The organism is Pseudonocardia sp. WMMC193 (assembly GCF_021728735.1).
Lineage (GTDB): Bacteria > Actinomycetota > Actinomycetes > Mycobacteriales > Pseudonocardiaceae > Pseudonocardia > Pseudonocardia oroxyli.
The window spans coordinates 4,849,069-4,867,407 of the sequence record NZ_JAKKDO010000003.1 but is presented as its reverse complement, the minus strand read 5'-3'; the positions used below and the strand labels follow the sequence as shown (position 1 = coordinate 4,867,407).

Below are 18,339 nucleotides of genomic sequence, written 5' to 3'. Positions count from 1 at the left end.
CGCAGTGGTCGAGCCGAGACGCAACCGAGACCCGGATCGGGTGACCGGGTCAGCCGGCAGGCGGGACCGCCGCGGTGCTGGGGCTCCCGTCCACGACGGGCGGGGACGCGCTGGCGCCGCCCGTGCCCGTACCGCCGGTGCCGGGATCCGTCGCCGGACCGGGGTCCGGGTTCGGCGCCGGGTCCTGCGGGACCGGGTTCTGGGGCGCCGGGTTCTGGGGCGCCGGGTCCTGCGGGACGGGGTTCTGGGGGGCCGGGTTCTGCGGCGCCGGGTTCTGCGGCGCCGGCGCGGGCGCCTGCGGGGCGGGGACGACGGGCCGCGGCGTGACCGGCCGGGTCGTGGGCCGGGTGGTGCGCGGGGTCGCGGCGGCACCGCCGGAGCGCGTCCCGCCGCCCGTCGACGCCGCGGTCGGGTCGGGGGCCGCCGTCTCCTCGGTGGTGGGGGGCGGGACCGCCTCGGCGGAGGTCACCGCGGCGGGCGGCGCCACGTTCAGCCCGCCGACCCCGCCGGTCACGGCCGGTTCCGCGGTGGGCCACAGCAGGACCGCGCCGACCACGGCGAGGACCGCCGCGGCGGCGCCCGCGCCGACCATCAGGCCGGCCCGGCGCTTGGCCGGGGGCTCCTCGTCGTACTCCCAGTCCGGGGCGGGCGCACCGACCTGCGGGCGTGGCGGGGCCCCGCGGGCCCAACCGTCGAACGGGCCCGCCTCGTTCACCGGCGCGGACATCGCGAACGTGGCGGTCGCTCCGGACGCCGCGGCCGTGCCCACCAGCACGGGCATCCCGACGGCGGGGGAGACGGGCGTGACCGGTGCGTCCGGCGCGGCGGACACCGGGCAGACGGCCAGCGCCGCGCCCTTGGCGATCGCGTGGGTGGGGTCGGTGTCGACCGTGACCGGGCGACCGAGCTCCTCGGAGACCAGCTGCCCCACCAGCGGCACCCGGGAGGAGCCGCCGACCAGCAGCACGGCGTCGAGCGCCGAGGGAGCGAGCCCGGCCGACCCGACGGCGCGGCGCAGCGCCTCCACGGTCTCCCCCACCTGCTCGCGGATCGCGTCCGAGAACTCGGCGCGGTGCATCCGGACGGTGCCGCGGAACGCGGGCAGCAGGACCGGGACGCTGACCTCGGTGTCCGAGGACAGCGCCTCCTTGGCCTCGGTGCACTCCCGGCGCAGGCGCGCGACGGCGGCGAGGACGGCGGGATCGGTGTCGTCGAGGCCCGCGAACGCCTCCGGCAGCCCCTCGACGACGTGGTCGAACACCACCTGGTCGAAGTCCACCCCGCCGAGCCGGTCGAGCCCCTCGGGGCGCCCCTGCAGGGAGAACCGGCCGTGCTGGTCCTTGCGCACGACGGCGGCGTCGAACGTGCCGCCGCCGAGGTCGTAGACGGCGATGGTGGACCCGGCGGCGAGCCGCTCCCCGGCCGCGTAGTGCAGCGCGGCCGCCTGCGGCTCGGCGAGGAAGGTGACGGTCAGGCCGTGCGCCTCGAGCGCCTCGGCCAGCAGCTCCATCTTGTGGTCGCCCCAGGAGGCCGGGTGGGTGAGCGCGATCCGCTCGGCGGGCCCACCCTCCTGCGCGGCGACGGCGTCGACGATCCAGCGGACCAGCCGCGCGCACAGCTCCTCGGGGCGGTGCGGCCTGCCCCCGACGACCACCGGCGTGGGATCGCCCAGGCGCCGCTTGAACTCGCGGACCACGCGGTCCGGGTCGGTGACGGCCCGCCGCTCGGCGGCCTGCCCGACCAGGATCTCGCCGTCGTCCCCCACGAAGAGGACGGACGGCAGGTCGGTGCGGCGATCGGACAGGGCGACCATCTCGGGGGCCGCCCAGCCCGTGCCGACGGACCGGCTGACCGCCGCCGCGCTGAACGTCGTACCCAGGTCTATTCCGAGCTGGTAGGCCATCGTTCCCCCCGGACTGTCCGGCCGCGCCGCCGGTGTGCGGCGACATGACGCACGCTTCGGCCATCGCCGCAGGCACGCGCCGCGTTATCCTCCTCTAGGCGTAGTCGACACTAATGGGTGACTAGTCCGTTCAGGCCCCTAGTCGATCCCCTAATCACCCCATGGGGGATGTCGTCGGATCCCCGATGGCCCGGGGGCGGCCCGGCCCTAACTTCGGTGCCATCGCCGAGCGGGTCGCTCGGCAGCCCACACCGACTCACTCGGGGATGATCACCATGACGCTGCTCGACTTCCTCCTGGCCCTGCTCGGCGACTCGCCCGAGGACCTCGCGCTCCAGCAGGACTTCGCCGACAACCCGGTCGCCACGCTGCAGGCGCTCGACCTGGGCGACCTGACCGCCGAGGACGTCCACGACGCGCTGGTCCTCGTGCAGGACAACCAGACCGTCGAGTTCGGCGACACGGACTACAACACCGGCGGCAACACCATCGTCGGCGGGCCGGTCCCGGCCTTCGCCCACCACGAGGCCGCGCCCGAGGGCCACAGCGCCATCGAGTACATCCAGACCTACGTGACCCACACCGAGGTCCAGGACGGCGACACCGTCCTCGGCTCGCCCGTTCAGCAGGTCATCGACGCGGGCGACGACGTGAACCAGGTCATCACCACGACCACCACCGCCGCCAGCGGCGCCGGCGCGGTCGCCGCGCAGGGCGACATCGAGGACTCGCAGGTCGTGACCGGCAGCGGCAACGTGTTCGGCAGCGGCAACGTGATCGGCGACGACAACACCACCGCCTTCGGCGACGGCGACGCCACCTCCGCGGACGTCCACGGGGTCAGCGTCTCCGGCGGCGGCGCGTTCTCCGTGACCGGCCCCGCCACCGGCGACTACGACGTGACGGACTCCGGCAACACCACCACCGTCACCGACACCACCACCACGGAGATCTCCGACTCGGGCAACACGGACGTCGACTCCTCGTACTCCTACACGCAGGACGACCACTCGGAGACCAACACCAACGTGGGCAACGAGGTCCACGACGGCAGCCACAACACGTCCGACCTCGAGATCAACGTCTGAGCTCCCCCGCTCCCCACCTGAACCGGAGATCCTTGCGATGGACACCCCCACCACCCTCATCCAGCTGCTGCTGAACCTGCTGTCGGACCCGAAGGCCGCCGCCGAGTTCCAGGCCGACCCCCAGGGCTACCTGGCCACCTGCGGGCTCACCGCCGTGAGCCCCGAGCAGGTCCACGACGCCGCCGCCCTGGTCGCCGACCAGCACCGGCCCGCCGCGCCGCAGCACCACGAGCACCACCACCACACCCCGCCGCCGCCGCCCGTGCCGGACCACCACGACCACGAGTCCGCGGTGAAGTACCTGCAGACCATCGTCACCAACAACTGGATCGACGACCGCGACACCATCGTCGACAACTCGGTCCGCCAGGTCATCCACGCCGGCGGGGACGTCAACCAGACGATCGACAACCACACCGTGGTCGCCTCGGGCGACGGCTCGGTGGCCGCGGGCGGCGACATCAGCGACTCGCAGGTCGTCACCGGGGACGACAACGTCTTCGGCGACGGCAACGTCAAGGGTGACGGCAACACCACCGCCTTCGGCGACGGCGACGCCACCCACGCGTCGGTCTCGGACGTGTCGGTCGACGAGGGCGGCGCGTTCTCCGTGACCGGGGCGGCCGCGGGCGCCTCGACGACGGACGGCTCGTTCAACGACACGACCGTCTCGAGCACGGACAGCACGTCGATCGACGGGTCCTACAACGACTCGACGAGCACCCACACCTCCTACGACCTCGACGACCACAGCACGACGACGTCGGATTCGAACAACCACGCCGACGTCGACAGCCACAACGACGTCACCTCGGTCGTGGGCTGATCCCCCCTCGGCCCACCGACGGCCCCGCCGCCCCCCTCACGGGGGGTGGTGGGGCCGTCGCGGCGCGCGCAGGCCAGGATGGGGCCGAGGGGGCAGGCGGGGGAACGGGGAACACATGGCGTCACCGGCGACGACGGAGCTGGTCGACCTCGCGCTGACCGCGACCGCGGCCTACGGGCGCCCGGACCTGGGGGCCAGGCTGGAGGCCGCGAAGGCCCGGCTCGCCGATCCGGGCGTGCGGGTGCTGGTCGTCGGCGAGTTCAAGCAGGGCAAGTCCAAGCTGGTCAACGCCCTGGTCAATGCGTCGGTGTGCCCGGTGGACGACGACATCGCCACCGCCGTGCCCACCGAGGTGCGGTTCGGGGAGGCGCCGAGCGCGGTGCTGGTGGGCGAGCACGAGCGCACGCCGATCGCGGTCGAGCAGCTGGGCGAGCACGTCGTCGAGGGGCTCGAGAACCCGCTGCGCGCCGAGGTCACCCTTCCGCGCAAGCTGCTGGCGGGCGGCCTCGTGCTCGTCGACACCCCCGGCGTCGGCGGCCTCGGTTCCGCCCACGGCGCCGCGACCATGGCGGCCCTGCCCCTGGCCGACGCCGTGCTGCTCGTGTCCGACGCCGCGCAGGAGTACACCGCCCCCGAGCTGGACTTCCTGCGCGCCGCGATGGAGCTGTGCCCGACCGTCGGCGCGGTGGTGACCAAGACCGACCTCTACCCGCACTGGCGGCGGATCGCCGACCTCGACCGCGAGCACCTGCGGCGGGCGGGCGTCGAGGCGGAGCTGTTCCCCGTGTCGTCGGACCTGCGGCTCGCCGGCGCCGCCCAGAACGACGCGGAGCTGCTCGCCGAGTCCGGGTTCGCCCCGCTCGTCGGGTTCCTGCTGCGCAAGGTCGTGGCCCGGGCCGAGGACCTGGACCGGCGCTCGACCAGCCAGGACGTCCGGGCCGTGGCCGAGCAGCTCGCCGCGGGGTTCACCGCGGAGCTGGCCGCGCTGCGGGACCCCGCGGGCGCCGAGGCGCTGGTCGCCGAGCTGACCTCGGCGAAGGAGCGGGCGGACGAGCTGCGGCAGCGCTCGGCGCGCTGGCAGATCACGCTCAACGACGGCGTCGCCGACCTCATCTCCGACATCGAGTACGACCTGCGGGACCGGCTGCGCGCGGTCACCCGCGAGGCCGAACAGCTGCTCGACGACGCCGCGGACCCCAACACGATCTGGGACCAGTTCGCGGAGTGGCTGCACCAGCAGGTCAGCCAGGCGACCTCGGCGAACTACGTGTGGACCGCGCAGCGCGCCCGGTGGCTGGCCGAACAGGTGGCCGAGCACTTCAGCGAGGCCGCCGACGCGGCCGTCCCCGACATCACCATCGACGGCAGCAGGCTCGCCGGGTCCGTCGACCCGCTGGAGAAGCCCGAGGGCGAGCGGTTCGGGGTGGGCCAGCGGCTGTTCATCGGCATGCGCGGCGGGTACGGCGGCGTGCTGATGATCGGCCTGGCGACGACCTTCGTCGGGATGGCGCTGCTCAACCCGGTGTCGCTCGCGGCGGGTCTGCTGTTCGGCGGCAAGACCGTCCGGGACGAGTACCGCCGGGTCCGCGACCGCCGCCGCGCCGAGGCCAAGACCGCCGTGCGTCGGCACATCGACGAGGTGGTGTTCCAGGTCGGCAAGGACTCCCGGGACACCCTGCGCCGCGCCCAGCGCCAGCTCCGCGACCACTTCACGGTGCTCGCGGAGGAGCTGTCCCGCTCGCTCGCCACGTCGGTGGCCGCGGCGCAGAGCGCGGTCGCGACCGAGTCCTCGCAGCGGACCAAGCGGATCGCGGACCTGGAGGCCGAGCTGAGTCGGGTGCAGTCGCTCGCGAAGAAGGCGGAGGCGCTGTGAGCGAGCGGGTGAGCGGACCGATGGCGCCGAGCTCGCGCAGCGAGGGCGGGCGATGAGCACGCTGGGGGTCGCGGTCCGGGAGCTGCTGCGGCGCGCCTGCACCGTCTACGGCGACGACCCGCAGGCCGTCGCCCTGCTGCAGGACCACCTCGCCCGGTTCGACGAGCCGCTGCGCGTCGCGTTCGCCGGGAAGGTCAAGGCGGGCAAGTCCACGCTGCTCAACGCGCTGGTCGGCGAGGAGATCGCGCCGACGGACGCGGGCGAGTGCACCCGGGTCGTCACCTGGTACCAGGACGCGCCCGCGCCGCGGGTGCGGCTGTTCTCCCGCGCGGGCGCCGTGCGGCCGCTGACCCTGGCCCGCAAGCAGGGGGCGCTGCAGCTGGACCTCGGGATGCCCGCCGCGGACGTCGACCGCCTGGTGGTGGACTGGCCCTCCGGGTACCTGCGCGGCACCACATTGATCGACACGCCGGGCATCGCCTCGCTGACGGCGGACACCGCGGCCCGCGCCGGGGCCTTCCTGACCCCGTCGGACGCCCCGTCGCCCGCCGACGCCGTCGTGTACCTGATGCGCCACCTGCACGGCTCCGACGTGCGGTTCCTGGAGTCCTTCCGGGACACCGACGTCGCGCGGGCCACGCCGGTCACCACGATCGCGGTGCTGTCGCGGGCGGACGAGATCGGCGTCGGGCGGCTCGACGCGTTGTCCTCGGCGGGGCGGATCGCGCGCCGCTACCGCGCGGACCCCACCCTGCGCGGGCTGTGCCAGACCGTGGTGCCGGTGGCGGGTCTGCTCGCCCAGTCCGGGCGGACGATGCGCCAGGACGAGTTCACCGCGCTCGTCGCGCTGGCCGGGCTGCCGCAGGCGGACCTGGACCGGCTGCTGCTCTCCGCGGACCGGTTCTCCACCCGTGCCGTGGACGGGGCCCCGGAGCCCGCGGTGCGCGCGGGGCTGGTGGACCGGTTCGGGCTGTTCGGGGTGCGGTTGGGCACCGAGCTGATCCGCCGGGGCACGTCCGACCCGTCGGCCCTGTCCCGGGAGCTGGTGCGCCACAGCGGGCTCGACGAGCTCCGCACCGTCCTCACCACGCAGTTCGCCGAGCGCCGCGAGCTGCTCAAGTCCCGTTCGGCGCTGTTGGCGCTCGACCGGGTGTTGGCGGCGCCGCGGCCCGGGTCGGCGCCGCTGGTCGCCGAACGCGAACGGATCCTGTCCGGCGCGCACGAGTTCACCGAGCTGCGGATGCTCTCCGCGCTGCGCGCGGGCACGGTCGTCTTCCCCCCGGACGCGCTCGCGGACGCGGAGCGCCTGCTCGGCGGGGAGGGCAGCGGCGCCGCGGTGCGCCTGGACCTGGACCCGGACAGCCCGGCCGCCGAGCTCCGCGCCGCCGCGCTGGCCGCCGTCGTCCGCTGGCAGCGGCGCGCGGAGAGCCCGCTGGCGAGCCGCGCCACGGCGGACGCCGCCCGGGTCGTCGTCCGCTCCGCCGAGGGCCTGGTGGCGCGCCTCTCCTAACCCGTGAGTGGTAATGGTCGCTAGAGCGACTATCGCCACTCACGGGGTGAGGTGGCGGCGGAGATGGGTGAAGAGCTCGGTGCGGCTGCTCGCGCCCAGGCGTTGGCGCATCCGCGCCACGTGGTGCTCGACGGTCTTGGCGCTGATGAAGAGCCGCTCGCCGATCTGCTTGTAGGTCAGGCCCTCCAGGACCAGCGCGGCCACCTCCCGCTCCCGCTCGGAGAGGTCGCCGGTCTCCTCCGGCTCGGGTTCCGCGGTGGGTGTCGGGGTGGGTTTCGGGGTGCCGCCGTGCAGCTGACGGGCGCAGGTCAACAGGGCCTGCATGGCACGGCGGTCGCCGGTGCGGATGGCGGCCTGCCCGGCCAGCTTGCTGCCGTCCCAGGAGAGCCCGACGGTGTGCAGCCCCCGCGCCGCCTCCTCCACGCCCTCCGGGTCGACCCGCCCGTCCGTCAGCGCCACCCAGTGCGGGGCCGCGGTCGCCATGGCCTCGGCGAAGCGGCTGCCGTGCGCGGCGCCGCGCAGGGCGTCGGCGTGGGTCACGGCGGCGTCGCGGTCCTCGGCCAGGATCGCGGCGTGCAGCAGCGCCCAGTGCAGGGGCGCCGACCACAGCGCGGGTGACCCGAGCCGGGCCAGCAGGTCCGCGGCCTCGTCGAGGTGGGGGCGGACCCAGGCGGGCTCGCGCAGCCGGGTGGCCGCGATGGCGAGCTCACCGAGCGGCTGCAGCACGTACAGGTCCACCGGGTGCCGGACGATCGCCTCCCGTGCCCTGGCCCAGGCGGGCACCAGCGCGGCGAGGTCGCCCTCGCGGCGGGCCAACGCGACGTCGAGCGCCGCGGCGAGCAGCTCGTCGCGCGGCTCCAGCGCGGGCCCCTGGGCGGTCTCGGCCAGGTGCGCGCGGGCCGTGCCGAACGCACCGCGGTGCAGGGCGATCCAGCCGAGCAGCAGCCGGTGGCGGGTCGTCGCGGCGGGCCCGCCGAGCTCGACCGCCACAGCCCGTTCCAGGACCGACCGCGCTACCCCGACCTCACCGGTCTGCACCGCGACGAGCGCCGCGAGCGCCGCCGGGGTGTCCGGCAGCAGCGCGGCGCGCGGAGCGGACTCCAGCAGCGCGGCGGCCCGGGTCAGCCGGGACACCGCGCGGGTCGGGTTGCCCGACACCGAGTCGAGGACACCCTCCGCGACCAGCTCCTCGGCCCCGGCGAGCAGCGTCGGCGGGCGGGCGGCGAGGGTCCGCACGACCGCGTCGGCGACGGCGCGCGGGGAGTCCCGGGGCGGCTCCGGCTCGGGTGCCACGCGGTCCTGGCGGCGCGCCTCGGCGATCGCCCCCGTGCCGACCAGCGCCGGGACCGCCACCGGGCCCCCGGACCCGAGATCGGCGAGCCAGCGGTACAGGTCCGCGCTGCGGGCGAGCAGGCCGCGGTGCGCCAGCACGGCGGCGGCGACGGACCCGGCCCGGACGGCGTCGTCGAGCTCCACGCGGTCGGCGGCGGTGAGCACCTCGTCGGCGTGGTGCAGGGCGGCGTCGAGTGCGCCGGTGCGCAGCGAGGCCTCGGCGCGGCGAGCCGCGAGGGTGAGCGGCGGGGCACCGGCGGCGACGGCGGCGGCGAGGAACGGGCCCGCGTCCGCGCCCGCCCGCGCCTCCTCGTCCGCGGCCGCGGCGAAGACCTCGGCGACCCGCCCCCCGGTGGCGCCGGTGTCGAGCAGCCCGCGCGCGACGGTCAGCACCGACCCGCCGCGGTCCAGCTCGATCTCGGCCAGCGCGCGGCGGATCTCCAGCCTGCGGGCCTCGGGGACGTGCCGCAGCACCGCGGCGGTGACCAGCGGCGGCGGCCCGCCCGCGGGCGTCAGGACGCTCGCCGACCGGGCCTGCGCGACCAGCTCGTCGACCTCGTCGACGCCCGCGCCCCCGGCGTCGAACAGGCCCAGCAGGGGGACCAGCACCTCGGCGTCGAGCGGGGCGCCGAGCGCGGCGGCCACCACGAGCTCGGCCACGCGGGCGTCGAGCGCCCACAGGTGGTGGGCGATCTGGTCGAGCAGGCCGACGGGGGCGGGCACCCGCGGCGCGGTGGGCCCGGTCAGCGCGGGCCCGACCTTCGCCGCCAGCTCACGGGTCATCCGGTCCACAAGCGACGGGACGCCCGCGGTGCGGGTGTGCACGTGCTCGGCCAGCGCGGGCGCGGGGCGCGCGCCGAGCAGCGCGGTCAGCCGGGCGGTGACGGCGGCCGGGTCGAGCGGGCCGAGCAGCACCGGCGCGCGCGTGGCGGTCAGGGCGGCACCGAGTGCGGCCCGGGCGGCGTCTCGCGGCCACGGGCGGCGCGCCACCACCATCCGGGCGCCCGGTTCGGCCGCGCGCTCGCGCAGACGGTCGACGGCGGCGTCGGGCAGCAGGTGGGCGTCGTCGACGAGGAGGGGGAAGGGGCCGTCCGGGTCCGCGCCCGCGTCCGTCCACAGTGTCGCGATCGCCCGCAGGGTGACGGTCTTCCCGGTCCCCGCGGGGCCCACGACGTCCGCGACGAGCGGCGCCGACGGATCCGCGGCGAGCCCGACGAGCAGCGGCTGCGCAGCAGGCAGGCCGTCCATGATGGATCCCCCCTCCGCGGCCCCCCGACCGCGCCGGACGAGGCTACTGAGCGTCCGCCCTCGGACACCCGCCGCGCACACCCGCACAACGCCTTTCGCACCGAAAGGGTGACGGCGGCTACCGAGCCGGGCCCACCGGATCCACGGACGTGTTCGCCGCGGGCCCGCCGGTGCCCAGCAGCCGCTGCCAGGCCGCCGCGTCCACCGTGTCCGGCACGGCCTCCGTGCCCCGACCCGCCGCGAGCGTCTCGACGGCGCGGGCGGCCGGGGAGCCGTCGCCGCGCTGCACGGTGCGGGCGAGGACCGGCCAGGACTCGCCGCCCAGGATCCCGTTGGGGTCCTCGGCGCCGGTGGCCCGCTGGAACTCGGTGAGTGCGGCGGCGGTGGCGGTGCTGAACCGGCCGGTGGGGGAGACGCGGTAGCCGGCGTCCTCGAGCAGGTACTGGGCGGCGAGCACGTGCTCGCCGCTGTCGCCCTGGCGCAGCAGCGGCCAGCTCGCCTTCGTCGGGCCGCCCTCGATCCGCTGCCGCAGCACCCCCGCGACCTCGTCGCGCAGCCGCGGGAGCATGCCGTAGAGCCGGTCGCCGGGGCAGATCGTGTTCTTGAAGTCCCGGTGGCCGTAGAGCTCGGTGGGCGCGATCCCGTACTGCGCGCAGATGTAGGCGCAGGTCGCGCGCAGGGAGTCCCAGAGCGCGCCGGGCGGGTCCTGGTCGATGTAGGTGCCCTCGTTCTCGATCCCGACGGCCACGACGTTCTGCCCGGTGCAGTGCGCGCCCTCGACCTGCTGCCGCCCGCCGCGCAGCACCTCCAGGGACCGGTGCCTGCCCTCGAGCACGAACCCGCCGCGGCTGATGGTGAAGTGTTGGCCGGAGTCCAGCCAGCCGCGGGCGTCCATGTGGAAGTTCTGGATGCCGCGCGCCATCGCGTCGGCGGCGCCGCGGCTCGTGTCGGCACCGTTGGGCCCGGCGGTGTGGTGCACGAGGATCTTGACGGGCTTCTGGTTCCAGACCGGCACGACGGCGCTGTTGGGCCGGGCCCCCCACCCCGCGCAGTCCACGATGTCCGGACTGCCCTCGACGGACGTCGGGGAGGACGCCGCGGCGGCCGGGCGGCCCGCGCGGGTGGCGGCCTCCCGGCCCGCGTCCGCCCCCGGCACGGCGAGGGCTGCTCCCGGCGCCGCGAGGAGGGCGCCCGTGGCGAGTCCGCCCACGACGAACCCCCGCCGCGTCACGCCGAGTCGTCCCATGGTGGCCCCCACCTCGTCCGGATCACCCGTGCGGATTCACACGAGTCACTTCCGACCCCCACAACCCTCCCGCCACACACGCTCCGTGCACAACACTTCGACCCGAAGGTGTGAGGCGGTTGCCGAAGTTACCGACGAGTAATAAGCTGGTCGTACCGGCGAGTAGGGATGGAGAACCGCCATGGGCCACTACAAGAGCAACGTCCGCGACCTCGAGTTCAACCTGTTCGAGCTGTTCTCCGTCCAGGACGCCACCGGCGTGGACCGAGACACCGCCAAGGACATCCTGACCGAGCTGAACGCGCTGGCCACCGGCCCGCTGGCGGAGTCCTTCGCCGACGCGGACCGCAACCCGCCCGTCTACGACCCGAAGACCTTCTCGGCCACCCTGCCGCAGTCCTTCAAGGACTCCTACAAGGCACTGTGGGACGGCGAGTGGTACCGCCTGTCGCTGCCCGAGGCGCTCGGCGGCTTCGGCGTGCCCCCGTCGGTGCAGTGGGCCGCGTCCGAGCTGATCCTCGGCGCCAACCCCGCGCTGTACATGTACATGGCGGGCCCCAACTTCGCCTCGATCGTGCACGCCAACGGCACGGACGAGCAGAAGCGCTGGGCCGAGATCATGATCGACAAGGGCTGGGGCGCCACCATGGTGCTCACCGAGCCCGACGCGGGGTCGGACGTGGGCGCGGGCCGCACGAAGGCCGTGCTCCAGGAGGACGGCTCCTGGCACCTCGACGGCGTGAAGCGCTTCATCACCTCCGGCGACCAGGACATGACCGAGAACATCATGCACCTGGTCCTGGCCCGCCCCGAGGCTCCCGGCGTCGACCCCAGGCCCGGCACCAAGGGCCTCTCGCTCTTCCTCGTGCCGAAGTTCCACTTCGACTCCGAGACCGGCGCGCTCGGCGAGCGCAACGGCGCCTTCGTGACCAACGTCGAGCACAAGATGGGCCTCAAGGTCTCCACGACCACCGAGCTCACCTTCGGTGCGCACGGCGTGCCCGCCAAGGGCTGGCTGCTCGGCGACGTGCACGACGGCATCGCCCAGATGTTCCAGGTCATCGAGTACGCCCGGATGATGGTCGGCACCAAGGCCATCGCCACGCTGTCCACCGGCTACCTCAACGCGCTGGAGTACGCCAAGGAGCGCGTGCAGGGTGCGGACCTGACCCGGCAGACGGACAAGACCGCGCCGCGCGTCACCATCACCCACCACCCGGACGTCCGACGTTCGCTGATGCTGCAGAAGGCCTACGCCGAGGGCCTGCGCTCGCTGTACCTCTACACCGGCACCGTGCAGGACCGGATCCGGGAGAGCGCGGATCCGAAGGACGAGGCGATCAACGACCTGCTGCTCCCGATCGTCAAGGGTGTCGGGTCGGAGCGGGCCTCGGAGCAGCTCATCCAGTCGCTGCAGACGCTCGGCGGCTCGGGCTTCCTGCAGGACTACCCGATCGAGCAGTACATCCGGGACGCGAAGATCGACTCGCTGTACGAGGGCACCACGGCGATCCAGTCGCTGGACTTCCTCTTCCGCAAGATCGTGCGGAACAACGGCGCCGCGCTGATGGCCGTCGCCGGCGAGATCGGTCGGTTCCTCGAGAACGAGACCGGCAACGGCAGGCTCAAGGAGGAGCGCGCGCACCTCGCGACCGCGCTCGCGGACGTCCAGGCCATGCTCGGCACGCTGACCGGCTACCTGTTCGCCTCCCAGCAGGAGGTGACCGAGCTGTACAAGGTCGGCCAGCACAGCGTCCGGTTCCTCATGGCGGTCGGCGACCTGCTCGTCGGGTGGCTGCTGCTGCGTGGGGCGGACGTGGCGCAGACCGCGCTGGCAGGCGAGGTGAGCTCCAAGGACAAGGCCTTCTACGAGGGCAAGGTGGGCGTGGCCCGCTTCTTCGCCCGCGAGGTCCTGCCCCGGCTCTCCGCCGACAAGGCGATCGTCGCCGCCGCCGACAACGCCCTCATGGAGCTCGACGAGGCCGCCTTCTAGCGCGCGGACCGCACCACACGACGGGCGCCCCCGGACTCCGGGGGTGCCCGTTCGTGCGTTCCGAGGCTGGTTCGTCACACCCGGGTGGCTCGTCCGGAACGACCCTTTATAGTTGCCATCAACAATTGTTGTATGCAGCAAGGAGGATCCGTGTCGCTCACCGCCCCGCTCCCCGTGGCGACGGCGACACCTCCGGACCTCGCCGGGCGCGGGCGGCCCCGCGCCCTGGTCGCCGTGCTGTCGCTGGCCGGGATCATGGCCTCGATGCAGCAGACCATGGTGGTCCCGCTGATCCCGCAGCTCCCGACGTTGCTCGGGGTGAGCGCCGCGGACGCCTCCTGGGCCGTCACCGCGACCCTGCTGAGCGCCGCGGTCGCCACCCCGACGGTCGGCAGGCTCGCCGACATGTACGGCAAGCGCCGGATGATGCTGATCTGCCTGGCGTTCGTGATCGTGGGATCGGGCGTCGCCGCGCTGACCACGGACCTCCCGGGACTGCTCGTCGGCCGGGCCTTCCAGGGGATGGGCATCGGGATCATCCCGCTCGGGATCAGCGCGATGCGCGACCACCTGCCCGTGCGGGCGCTGCCCCGGGCCACCGCCAAGATGAGTGCCTCGCTCGGCGTGGGCGGGGCGTTCGGGCTCCCGCTCGGGGCGCTGCTCGTCGGGCACGCGTCCTGGCACGCGATGTTCGTCGTCTCCGCGGTGACCGCGGCGCTCGTGATCGTGCTGGTCCTGCGGTTCGTGCCGGAGTCGCCGGCCCCGGGCGGCCGGTTCGACCTGGTCGGTGCCGTCGGGTTGTCGCTGAGCCTGCTCGCGTTGCTCCTCGCGCTGTCCAAGGGCAGCACCTGGGGCAGGCCGGTGACGCTCGGTCTGTTCGGCGGCGCGGCGGCGTTGCTGGTGGCCTGGGCCGTCTGGGAGCTCCGCGTCCCGCAGCCGCTGGTGGACCTGCGGGTCTCCCGACGCCGCCAGGTCCTGCTGACCAACCTGACGTCCCCGTTGTTCGGGTTCGGCATCCTCACCAGCTCGCTGGTCTTCCCCCAGCTCCTGCAGCTCTCGGCCGAGACCGGCTACGGCTTCGGGCAGTCGGTGCTGGTCGCGGGGCTGCTGCAGGCGCCCGGCGGGATCGCGATGATGCTCATGTCCTCGGTCTCCGCGCGGATCACCGAGCGGGCCGGGCCGCGGACCTCGCTGATGACGGGGGCGCTCGTCACCGCGGTCGGCTACGCGTTCGCGGTGTTCTGGCACGGCGAGCTGTGGCAGGTGGTCGTCGCGGTCTCGGTCGCCGCGGCGGGCGTCGGCATCGCCTACGGCGCCATGCCCGCGCTGATCATGGGGGCGGTCCCGCTCGGGCAGACCGCCGCCGCGAACAGCGTCAACAACCTCACCAAGGCCGTCGGGACGTCCCTCGCCAGCGCCACGGCGGGCATGGTCCTCGCCGGCATGACGACGACGGTGGCGGGGCACACCCACCCGAGCCACGCCGCGTTCGTCCTGGTCCTGGTGATCGCCGCCGTGGCCTCCCTGGTGGCCGTGGCGGTCGCGTTCTTCCTGCCCCGCGGTCGTGCGCGGTGAGTGGTGCTCTGGCACCACTCACCGCGCACGGGGCCTACTGGGCGATGTAGCTCTCCAGCTGCTGCCGCTCGGACTCCAGGGTGTCGATGCGGGCCTTGACCAGGTCACCGATGCTGACGATCCCGGCGAGCTCGCCGTTCACCAGGACCGGCAGGTGGCGGACCCGGCGGGTCGTCATGACCTTCGCCAGGTCCGCGGCGCTGTCCTCGGGCGAGCACGTGGCCAGGCTCGTGGTCATGATCTCCGCGACCGGCGCCTCGAGCAGCTCGGCGCCCCGCTCGTGCAGCCTCCGCACCACGTCCCGTTCGGAGACCATGCCGATCAGCGCCCCGCCGCGCACCACCGGCAGCGCGCCGTAGTTGCCCTCGGCCAGCCTGGCCAGCAGGACGGCCACGGTGACCTCCGGCTCGACCGTCGCCACCGCATGCCCCTTGCCCCGAAGCACGTCCGCGATCCGCATCAACCGTCTCCCCGTCGTCGACTCCATTGTCTCCGACGAGAGTAGGCACCGTGACCGGGATCACGCTACGGCTGGCTACTGGCAGACCACCGTCGGTACCGGGTTGTACTTCACGGTGCGGGTCTTGCTGGTGACCTCGCCGGTCTCCAGGTTCCGCATCGTGCGGGTGTCCGTGGTGGTGAAGCCCTGCGAGCCGCGGCCGGGCACGCAACCGGGCCCGGCGGGCAGGGTGAGCGTCTGCGGCTCGGTCGGGTTGGTGCGCGGCCCGGTCGCCGAGGTGACCTCGTAGCGCTTGGTGCCGAACATCTTCACGGTGAGGTTCTGCGGCGTCCAGATCGTCTGGATGAACACGCCCGTCGGGCCGTCGTTGCGGAACTTGAGGTCGATGATGTCGTCGAACACGGTCGCCTCGCGGGCCGCCGGGTAGCGGCTGATGTAGAAGCTGTGCTCCTTGTGCTCCACGTCGACCATGCCCGCGAAGTACGCGGCGTTGTACAGCGTGGTCGCGACCTGCGAGACGCCGCCGCCGATGCCGCGCGCCGAGTGCCCGTTCTCGATGATCCCGGCCTCGACGTAGCCGTTGGCCGCGTTGCGCGGGTTGGTCAGCTTGTTGAGGCTGAACGTCTCCCCCGGCTGCACGATGGTGCCGTTGATCTGCTCGGCGGCCCGGCGGATGTTGCGCCCGGAGTCCGCGGCGAACCCGCCCGTGGTGAACGAGCTGATCTCGCCGGTGATGCCGAGCGCGCCCAGCTGCTCGGTGGTCAGCTTGGCGGGCTGGTCGGCGTAGACGGCCGTGAGCGTGCGCGGCCCCTGCGTCGTCAGCGCACCGACGAGGCCCTCGAAGGTCTTGTCGTAGTCGACGCCGCGCCCGTCCTGCGACGGCACGACGACGGGGGCACCGGTGGAGAAGTCCAGCGCGGCGTCCCGGCCCGGGGTCTCGGAGGAGGCCAGCTGCGGGGTCGCGACCTCCTTGAGCGCCTCGTTGTTGATCTCCGGGACGAGCTTCGGGTCCGCCGCGGCGTCCGCGCGGAAGCTCAGCGCCGAGGCGATGTCCGCGGGCCGCAGGGTCGCGGTCGCGCCCTCGCCCTGGATCGTGACCGGCGCGGACACCGCGGGCGTGGCGACCGACTGCAGCGCCTGCTGCACGTCCTCGTCGGTGGTGATCGTCGCCTGCGGGATCAGCGGCAGCGCGACCGGCGCGCCGGACGCCCACTCGCTCTCCAGCACCCCGACGGCCGCCTGCAGGTCCAGCTCCTGGCCGGGCACCGGCGCGACGGCGATCGGCGTGGTGCCCTCGAAGCGCACCGTGCCCTCGACGGGGGCCTTGTCGACCACCGGCTTGACCTGCTCCAACGCGGTCAGCACGGAGCGCTCGTCCGCCTTGTTGACCACGCCGACCTCGCGCTGGGTGAAGAACGAGGTGATCCGGGTGATCGGGTTCAGCGGCTGCTCGCCCGCCTGCTCGATGGTGGCCTGGTAGTCGACCTGGAGGCCCGCGGCCACGGGGTCGATGCGGCTCTCCACCTCGCCGGCGGTGACCTGCACGGGCTGGGTGGCCCGGGGCTCGATCGCGGTGCGCAGCCGCTCGCTCGCCTCGGCCTTGGACAGGCCGCCGAGCTGCATCCCGGCCACGGTGACGCCGCGCGGGACGTTGCCGGTGGACAGCACGAGGTCCGCCACGTAGAGGACCGCGAGCAGCGCGACGACGCCCGCCACGATCAGCAGCGGCTTCTTCCGCCCGCCGCCGGGGGCGCCCCCCTCGCCGGTCGGGGCGGGGCGCTGCTGCGGGGGCACCGGCGGGACGCCGCCACGGGTCACGGGGATCTGCTCCGTCGGGGGGTCGGCGGGGCCGGTCGGCCGGGTGGGCTGCTCGGCGGCGGCGCCGGAGGCGCGCGGGATGATCTGGGTGTCCTCGCCGGAGGTACCGGGGGAGGTGGCCGGGGCGACCGCCGCGTGGACCGCGGTGGGCCGGTCCTCCTCGTCGAACACCGGGGTGCCCTGGGCGGGGGTGCCGGTCGGGCCGGTCGGCGCGGCCGGGGTCGCTCCCGTGTCGGTGGGGGCGTCCGTCGCGGCGTCACCGGACGCGCCCGGGGTCGACTCGGCGGCGGCCGCCGTGGACGCCGCTGCCGTGGACGCCGCTGCGGCGGCGGGCGCGGAGGTCCCCGCGGGGGGAGTGGCGGGCGCAGGGGTGCCGTTCGCGGGCGTGCCGTGCGCCGGTGTGCCGTTCGTGGAGGTCCCGTTCGCGGGCGTCCCGTTCGTCGGGGCGACGGACCGGGTGGCGACGGTCGCCGCGGCGGACCCGGCCGCGTCGCCGGCACCGTCGGCACCGGACGTCCCGCCGGACTGCGCCGGCGCGGCGGTCGCCGCGGCGCCGTCGGTGGCGCCGTCGGGCGCTCCCGGAGCGTCGGTCGGGGCGGTGTGGCCCGCGGTCGCCGACGAGACGCCCTGGGGCGGGGTCGCGGCACTCTGTGCAGGCCCGCCCGCCGCCGGCGCGGCGCCCGCCTTCGCGACCCCCGCGCCGAGTGACTCGGTGGCAGTGCTGTCCGCGGTGTCGGTGCTGTCGGTGCTGTCGGCCCCGTCCGTGCGGGGCGCGGGGGAGGGCTTCTTCGGCGCGCCGGAGGCGGGGACGGCCGTGGTGGCCCGCCCCTCGGCCCGGGTGGGCGCGGTGACCTGCTCGGGCGGTGCGGACCGCGCGGGTGAGAAGAGCGCGTCTCCCCGTGGGCTGTCCGTGCGCCGGGACGAGACCTCGCCGGCGTCGGTCGCCGTGGTGGCCTCCGAACCCGCGTCGGTTCCCGCGTGATCCGCGTCCACCTCGCCGGGCGAGTGCTGCCGCTCGGGCATGAAGCCGTGTTCCTTCCCCACCGGTGTCCGCCGTCCCCCCAGAGACGCCGACAGAACTGAGACGACTACAGGTACAGGCCGGTCCCGTGCTCGGTCCCCGCCGTGGCGACCGCGTGCAGGTCCCGCTCGCGCATCACGAGGTACGCCGTGCCCTGCACCTCGATCTCGTACTGGTCGTCCGGGGCGAACAGCACCCGGTCACCGACCTTCACGCTGCGCACGTGCTGGCCGGTGCCGAAGACGTCCCCCCACACCAGCCGCTTGGCGACCTGGGCCGTGGCCGGGATGACGATCCCCGCCGAGCTGCGCCGCTCGCCGCCGTCCTCGGAGATCTTGATCATGACGCGGTCGTGCAGCATCTGGATCTCGAACTTCGGGTCCGGCACCCGGACGATGCTACGGGCAGTGGGATCGGGGACACCCGGCGGTGTCAGGTGCGGTGAC

General features: G+C 74.5%; 13 protein-coding genes. 7 read left to right on the top strand and 6 right to left on the bottom strand.

Going from position 1 to position 18,339, the window contains the following annotated elements:
* Window positions 1-49: 49 nt before the first annotated feature.
* Window positions 50-1,903 carry an Hsp70 family protein gene (locus L3X23_RS25100; RefSeq protein WP_237195036.1) on the bottom strand — a complete coding sequence of 618 codons (1,854 nt, stop codon included), beginning with the start codon at window positions 1,901-1,903 and terminating at the stop codon, window positions 50-52.
* A 275-nt stretch (window positions 1,904-2,178) separates the two neighbouring features.
* Here L3X23_RS25100 and L3X23_RS25095 point away from each other — a divergent pair, with 275 nt between their 5' ends.
* The 4 genes from L3X23_RS25095 (at window position 2,179) to L3X23_RS25080 (ending at window position 7,200) form a co-directional block, all read left to right on the top strand.
* Entirely contained in the window at window positions 2,179-2,991 is an 813-nt protein-coding gene (locus L3X23_RS25095; protein WP_237195031.1) for a hypothetical protein, read from the top strand.
* Between the two features lie 37 nt (window positions 2,992-3,028).
* A complete protein-coding gene (locus L3X23_RS25090) occupies window positions 3,029-3,817 on the top strand; it encodes an IniB N-terminal domain-containing protein (RefSeq protein WP_237195029.1) in 789 nt (262 codons plus the stop codon).
* Window positions 3,818-3,932: 115 nt separating this feature from the next.
* Window positions 3,933-5,690, top strand: a complete 1,758-nt coding sequence (locus L3X23_RS25085) for a dynamin family protein (protein WP_237195027.1) — start codon at window positions 3,933-3,935, stop codon at window positions 5,688-5,690.
* Window positions 5,691-5,742: 52 nt separating this feature from the next.
* Window positions 5,743-7,200, top strand: a complete 1,458-nt coding sequence (locus tag L3X23_RS25080) for a dynamin family protein (protein ID WP_237195025.1) — start codon at window positions 5,743-5,745, stop codon at window positions 7,198-7,200.
* A 39-nt stretch (window positions 7,201-7,239) separates the two neighbouring features.
* Here L3X23_RS25080 and L3X23_RS25075 read toward each other — a convergent pair whose 3' ends face one another.
* Complete coding sequence (locus L3X23_RS25075) at window positions 7,240-9,780, bottom strand: helix-turn-helix transcriptional regulator (protein WP_237195023.1); 2,541 nt, start codon at window positions 9,778-9,780, stop codon at window positions 7,240-7,242.
* 118 nt (window positions 9,781-9,898) lie between these two features.
* Window positions 9,899-11,026: an N-acetylmuramoyl-L-alanine amidase gene (locus L3X23_RS25070; RefSeq protein WP_237195019.1), complete on the bottom strand. Its 1,128-nt coding sequence runs from the start codon at window positions 11,024-11,026 to the stop codon at window positions 9,899-9,901.
* Window positions 11,027-11,207: 181 nt separating this feature from the next.
* Here L3X23_RS25070 and L3X23_RS25065 point away from each other — a divergent pair, with 181 nt between their 5' ends.
* On the top strand, window positions 11,208-13,019 hold the full coding sequence (locus tag L3X23_RS25065) for an acyl-CoA dehydrogenase (RefSeq protein ID WP_237195017.1): 1,812 nt from the start codon (window positions 11,208-11,210) through the stop codon (window positions 13,017-13,019).
* Window positions 13,020-13,169: 150 nt separating this feature from the next.
* Window positions 13,170-14,594, top strand: a complete 1,425-nt coding sequence (locus L3X23_RS25060) for an MFS transporter (RefSeq protein WP_237195011.1) — start codon at window positions 13,170-13,172, stop codon at window positions 14,592-14,594.
* Window positions 14,595-14,628: 34 nt separating this feature from the next.
* Here L3X23_RS25060 and L3X23_RS25055 read toward each other — a convergent pair whose 3' ends face one another.
* Together L3X23_RS25055 and L3X23_RS25050 are read right to left on the bottom strand one after the other, a co-directional pair.
* Window positions 14,629-15,054, bottom strand: coding sequence for a CBS domain-containing protein (locus L3X23_RS25055; RefSeq protein WP_093080372.1), 426 nt, complete (start codon window positions 15,052-15,054; stop codon window positions 14,629-14,631).
* Window positions 15,055-15,129: 75 nt separating this feature from the next.
* On the bottom strand, window positions 15,130-17,043 hold the full coding sequence (locus L3X23_RS25050; protein WP_237195009.1) for a VanW family protein: 1,914 nt from the start codon (window positions 17,041-17,043) through the stop codon (window positions 15,130-15,132).
* Between L3X23_RS25050 and L3X23_RS25045 the strand changes: the two genes are divergently transcribed.
* Window positions 17,018-17,854 carry a hypothetical protein gene (locus tag L3X23_RS25045; RefSeq protein WP_237195007.1) on the top strand — a complete coding sequence of 279 codons (837 nt, stop codon included), beginning with the start codon at window positions 17,018-17,020 and terminating at the stop codon, window positions 17,852-17,854. The two genes, L3X23_RS25050 and L3X23_RS25045, sit on opposite strands and share 26 nt — an antisense overlap.
* A gap of 106 nt (window positions 17,855-17,960) precedes the next feature.
* On the opposite strand, the gene L3X23_RS25040 is transcribed toward L3X23_RS25045, so the two are convergent.
* On the bottom strand, window positions 17,961-18,281 hold the full coding sequence (locus tag L3X23_RS25040; RefSeq protein WP_093080381.1) for a co-chaperone GroES: 321 nt from the start codon (window positions 18,279-18,281) through the stop codon (window positions 17,961-17,963).
* Window positions 18,282-18,339 lie beyond the last annotated feature (58 nt).

Excerpts from the sequence above, each read along its gene's own strand:
- L3X23_RS25100 (WP_237195036.1), bottom strand. The coding sequence starts at position 1,903 with ATGGCCTACCAGCTCGGAATAGACCTGGGTACGACGTTCAGCGCGGCG.
- L3X23_RS25095 (WP_237195031.1), top strand. The coding sequence starts at position 2,179 with ATGACGCTGCTCGACTTCCTCCTGGCCCTGCTCGGCGACTCGCCCGAG.
- L3X23_RS25090 (WP_237195029.1), top strand. The coding sequence starts at position 3,029 with ATGGACACCCCCACCACCCTCATCCAGCTGCTGCTGAACCTGCTGTCG.
- L3X23_RS25085 (WP_237195027.1), top strand. The coding sequence starts at position 3,933 with ATGGCGTCACCGGCGACGACGGAGCTGGTCGACCTCGCGCTGACCGCG.
- L3X23_RS25080 (WP_237195025.1), top strand. The coding sequence starts at position 5,743 with ATGAGCACGCTGGGGGTCGCGGTCCGGGAGCTGCTGCGGCGCGCCTGC.
- L3X23_RS25075 (WP_237195023.1), bottom strand. The coding sequence starts at position 9,780 with ATGGACGGCCTGCCTGCTGCGCAGCCGCTGCTCGTCGGGCTCGCCGCG.
- L3X23_RS25070 (WP_237195019.1), bottom strand. The coding sequence starts at position 11,026 with ATGGGACGACTCGGCGTGACGCGGCGGGGGTTCGTCGTGGGCGGACTC.
- L3X23_RS25065 (WP_237195017.1), top strand. The coding sequence starts at position 11,208 with ATGGGCCACTACAAGAGCAACGTCCGCGACCTCGAGTTCAACCTGTTC.
- L3X23_RS25055 (WP_093080372.1), bottom strand. The coding sequence starts at position 15,054 with ATGCGGATCGCGGACGTGCTTCGGGGCAAGGGGCATGCGGTGGCGACG.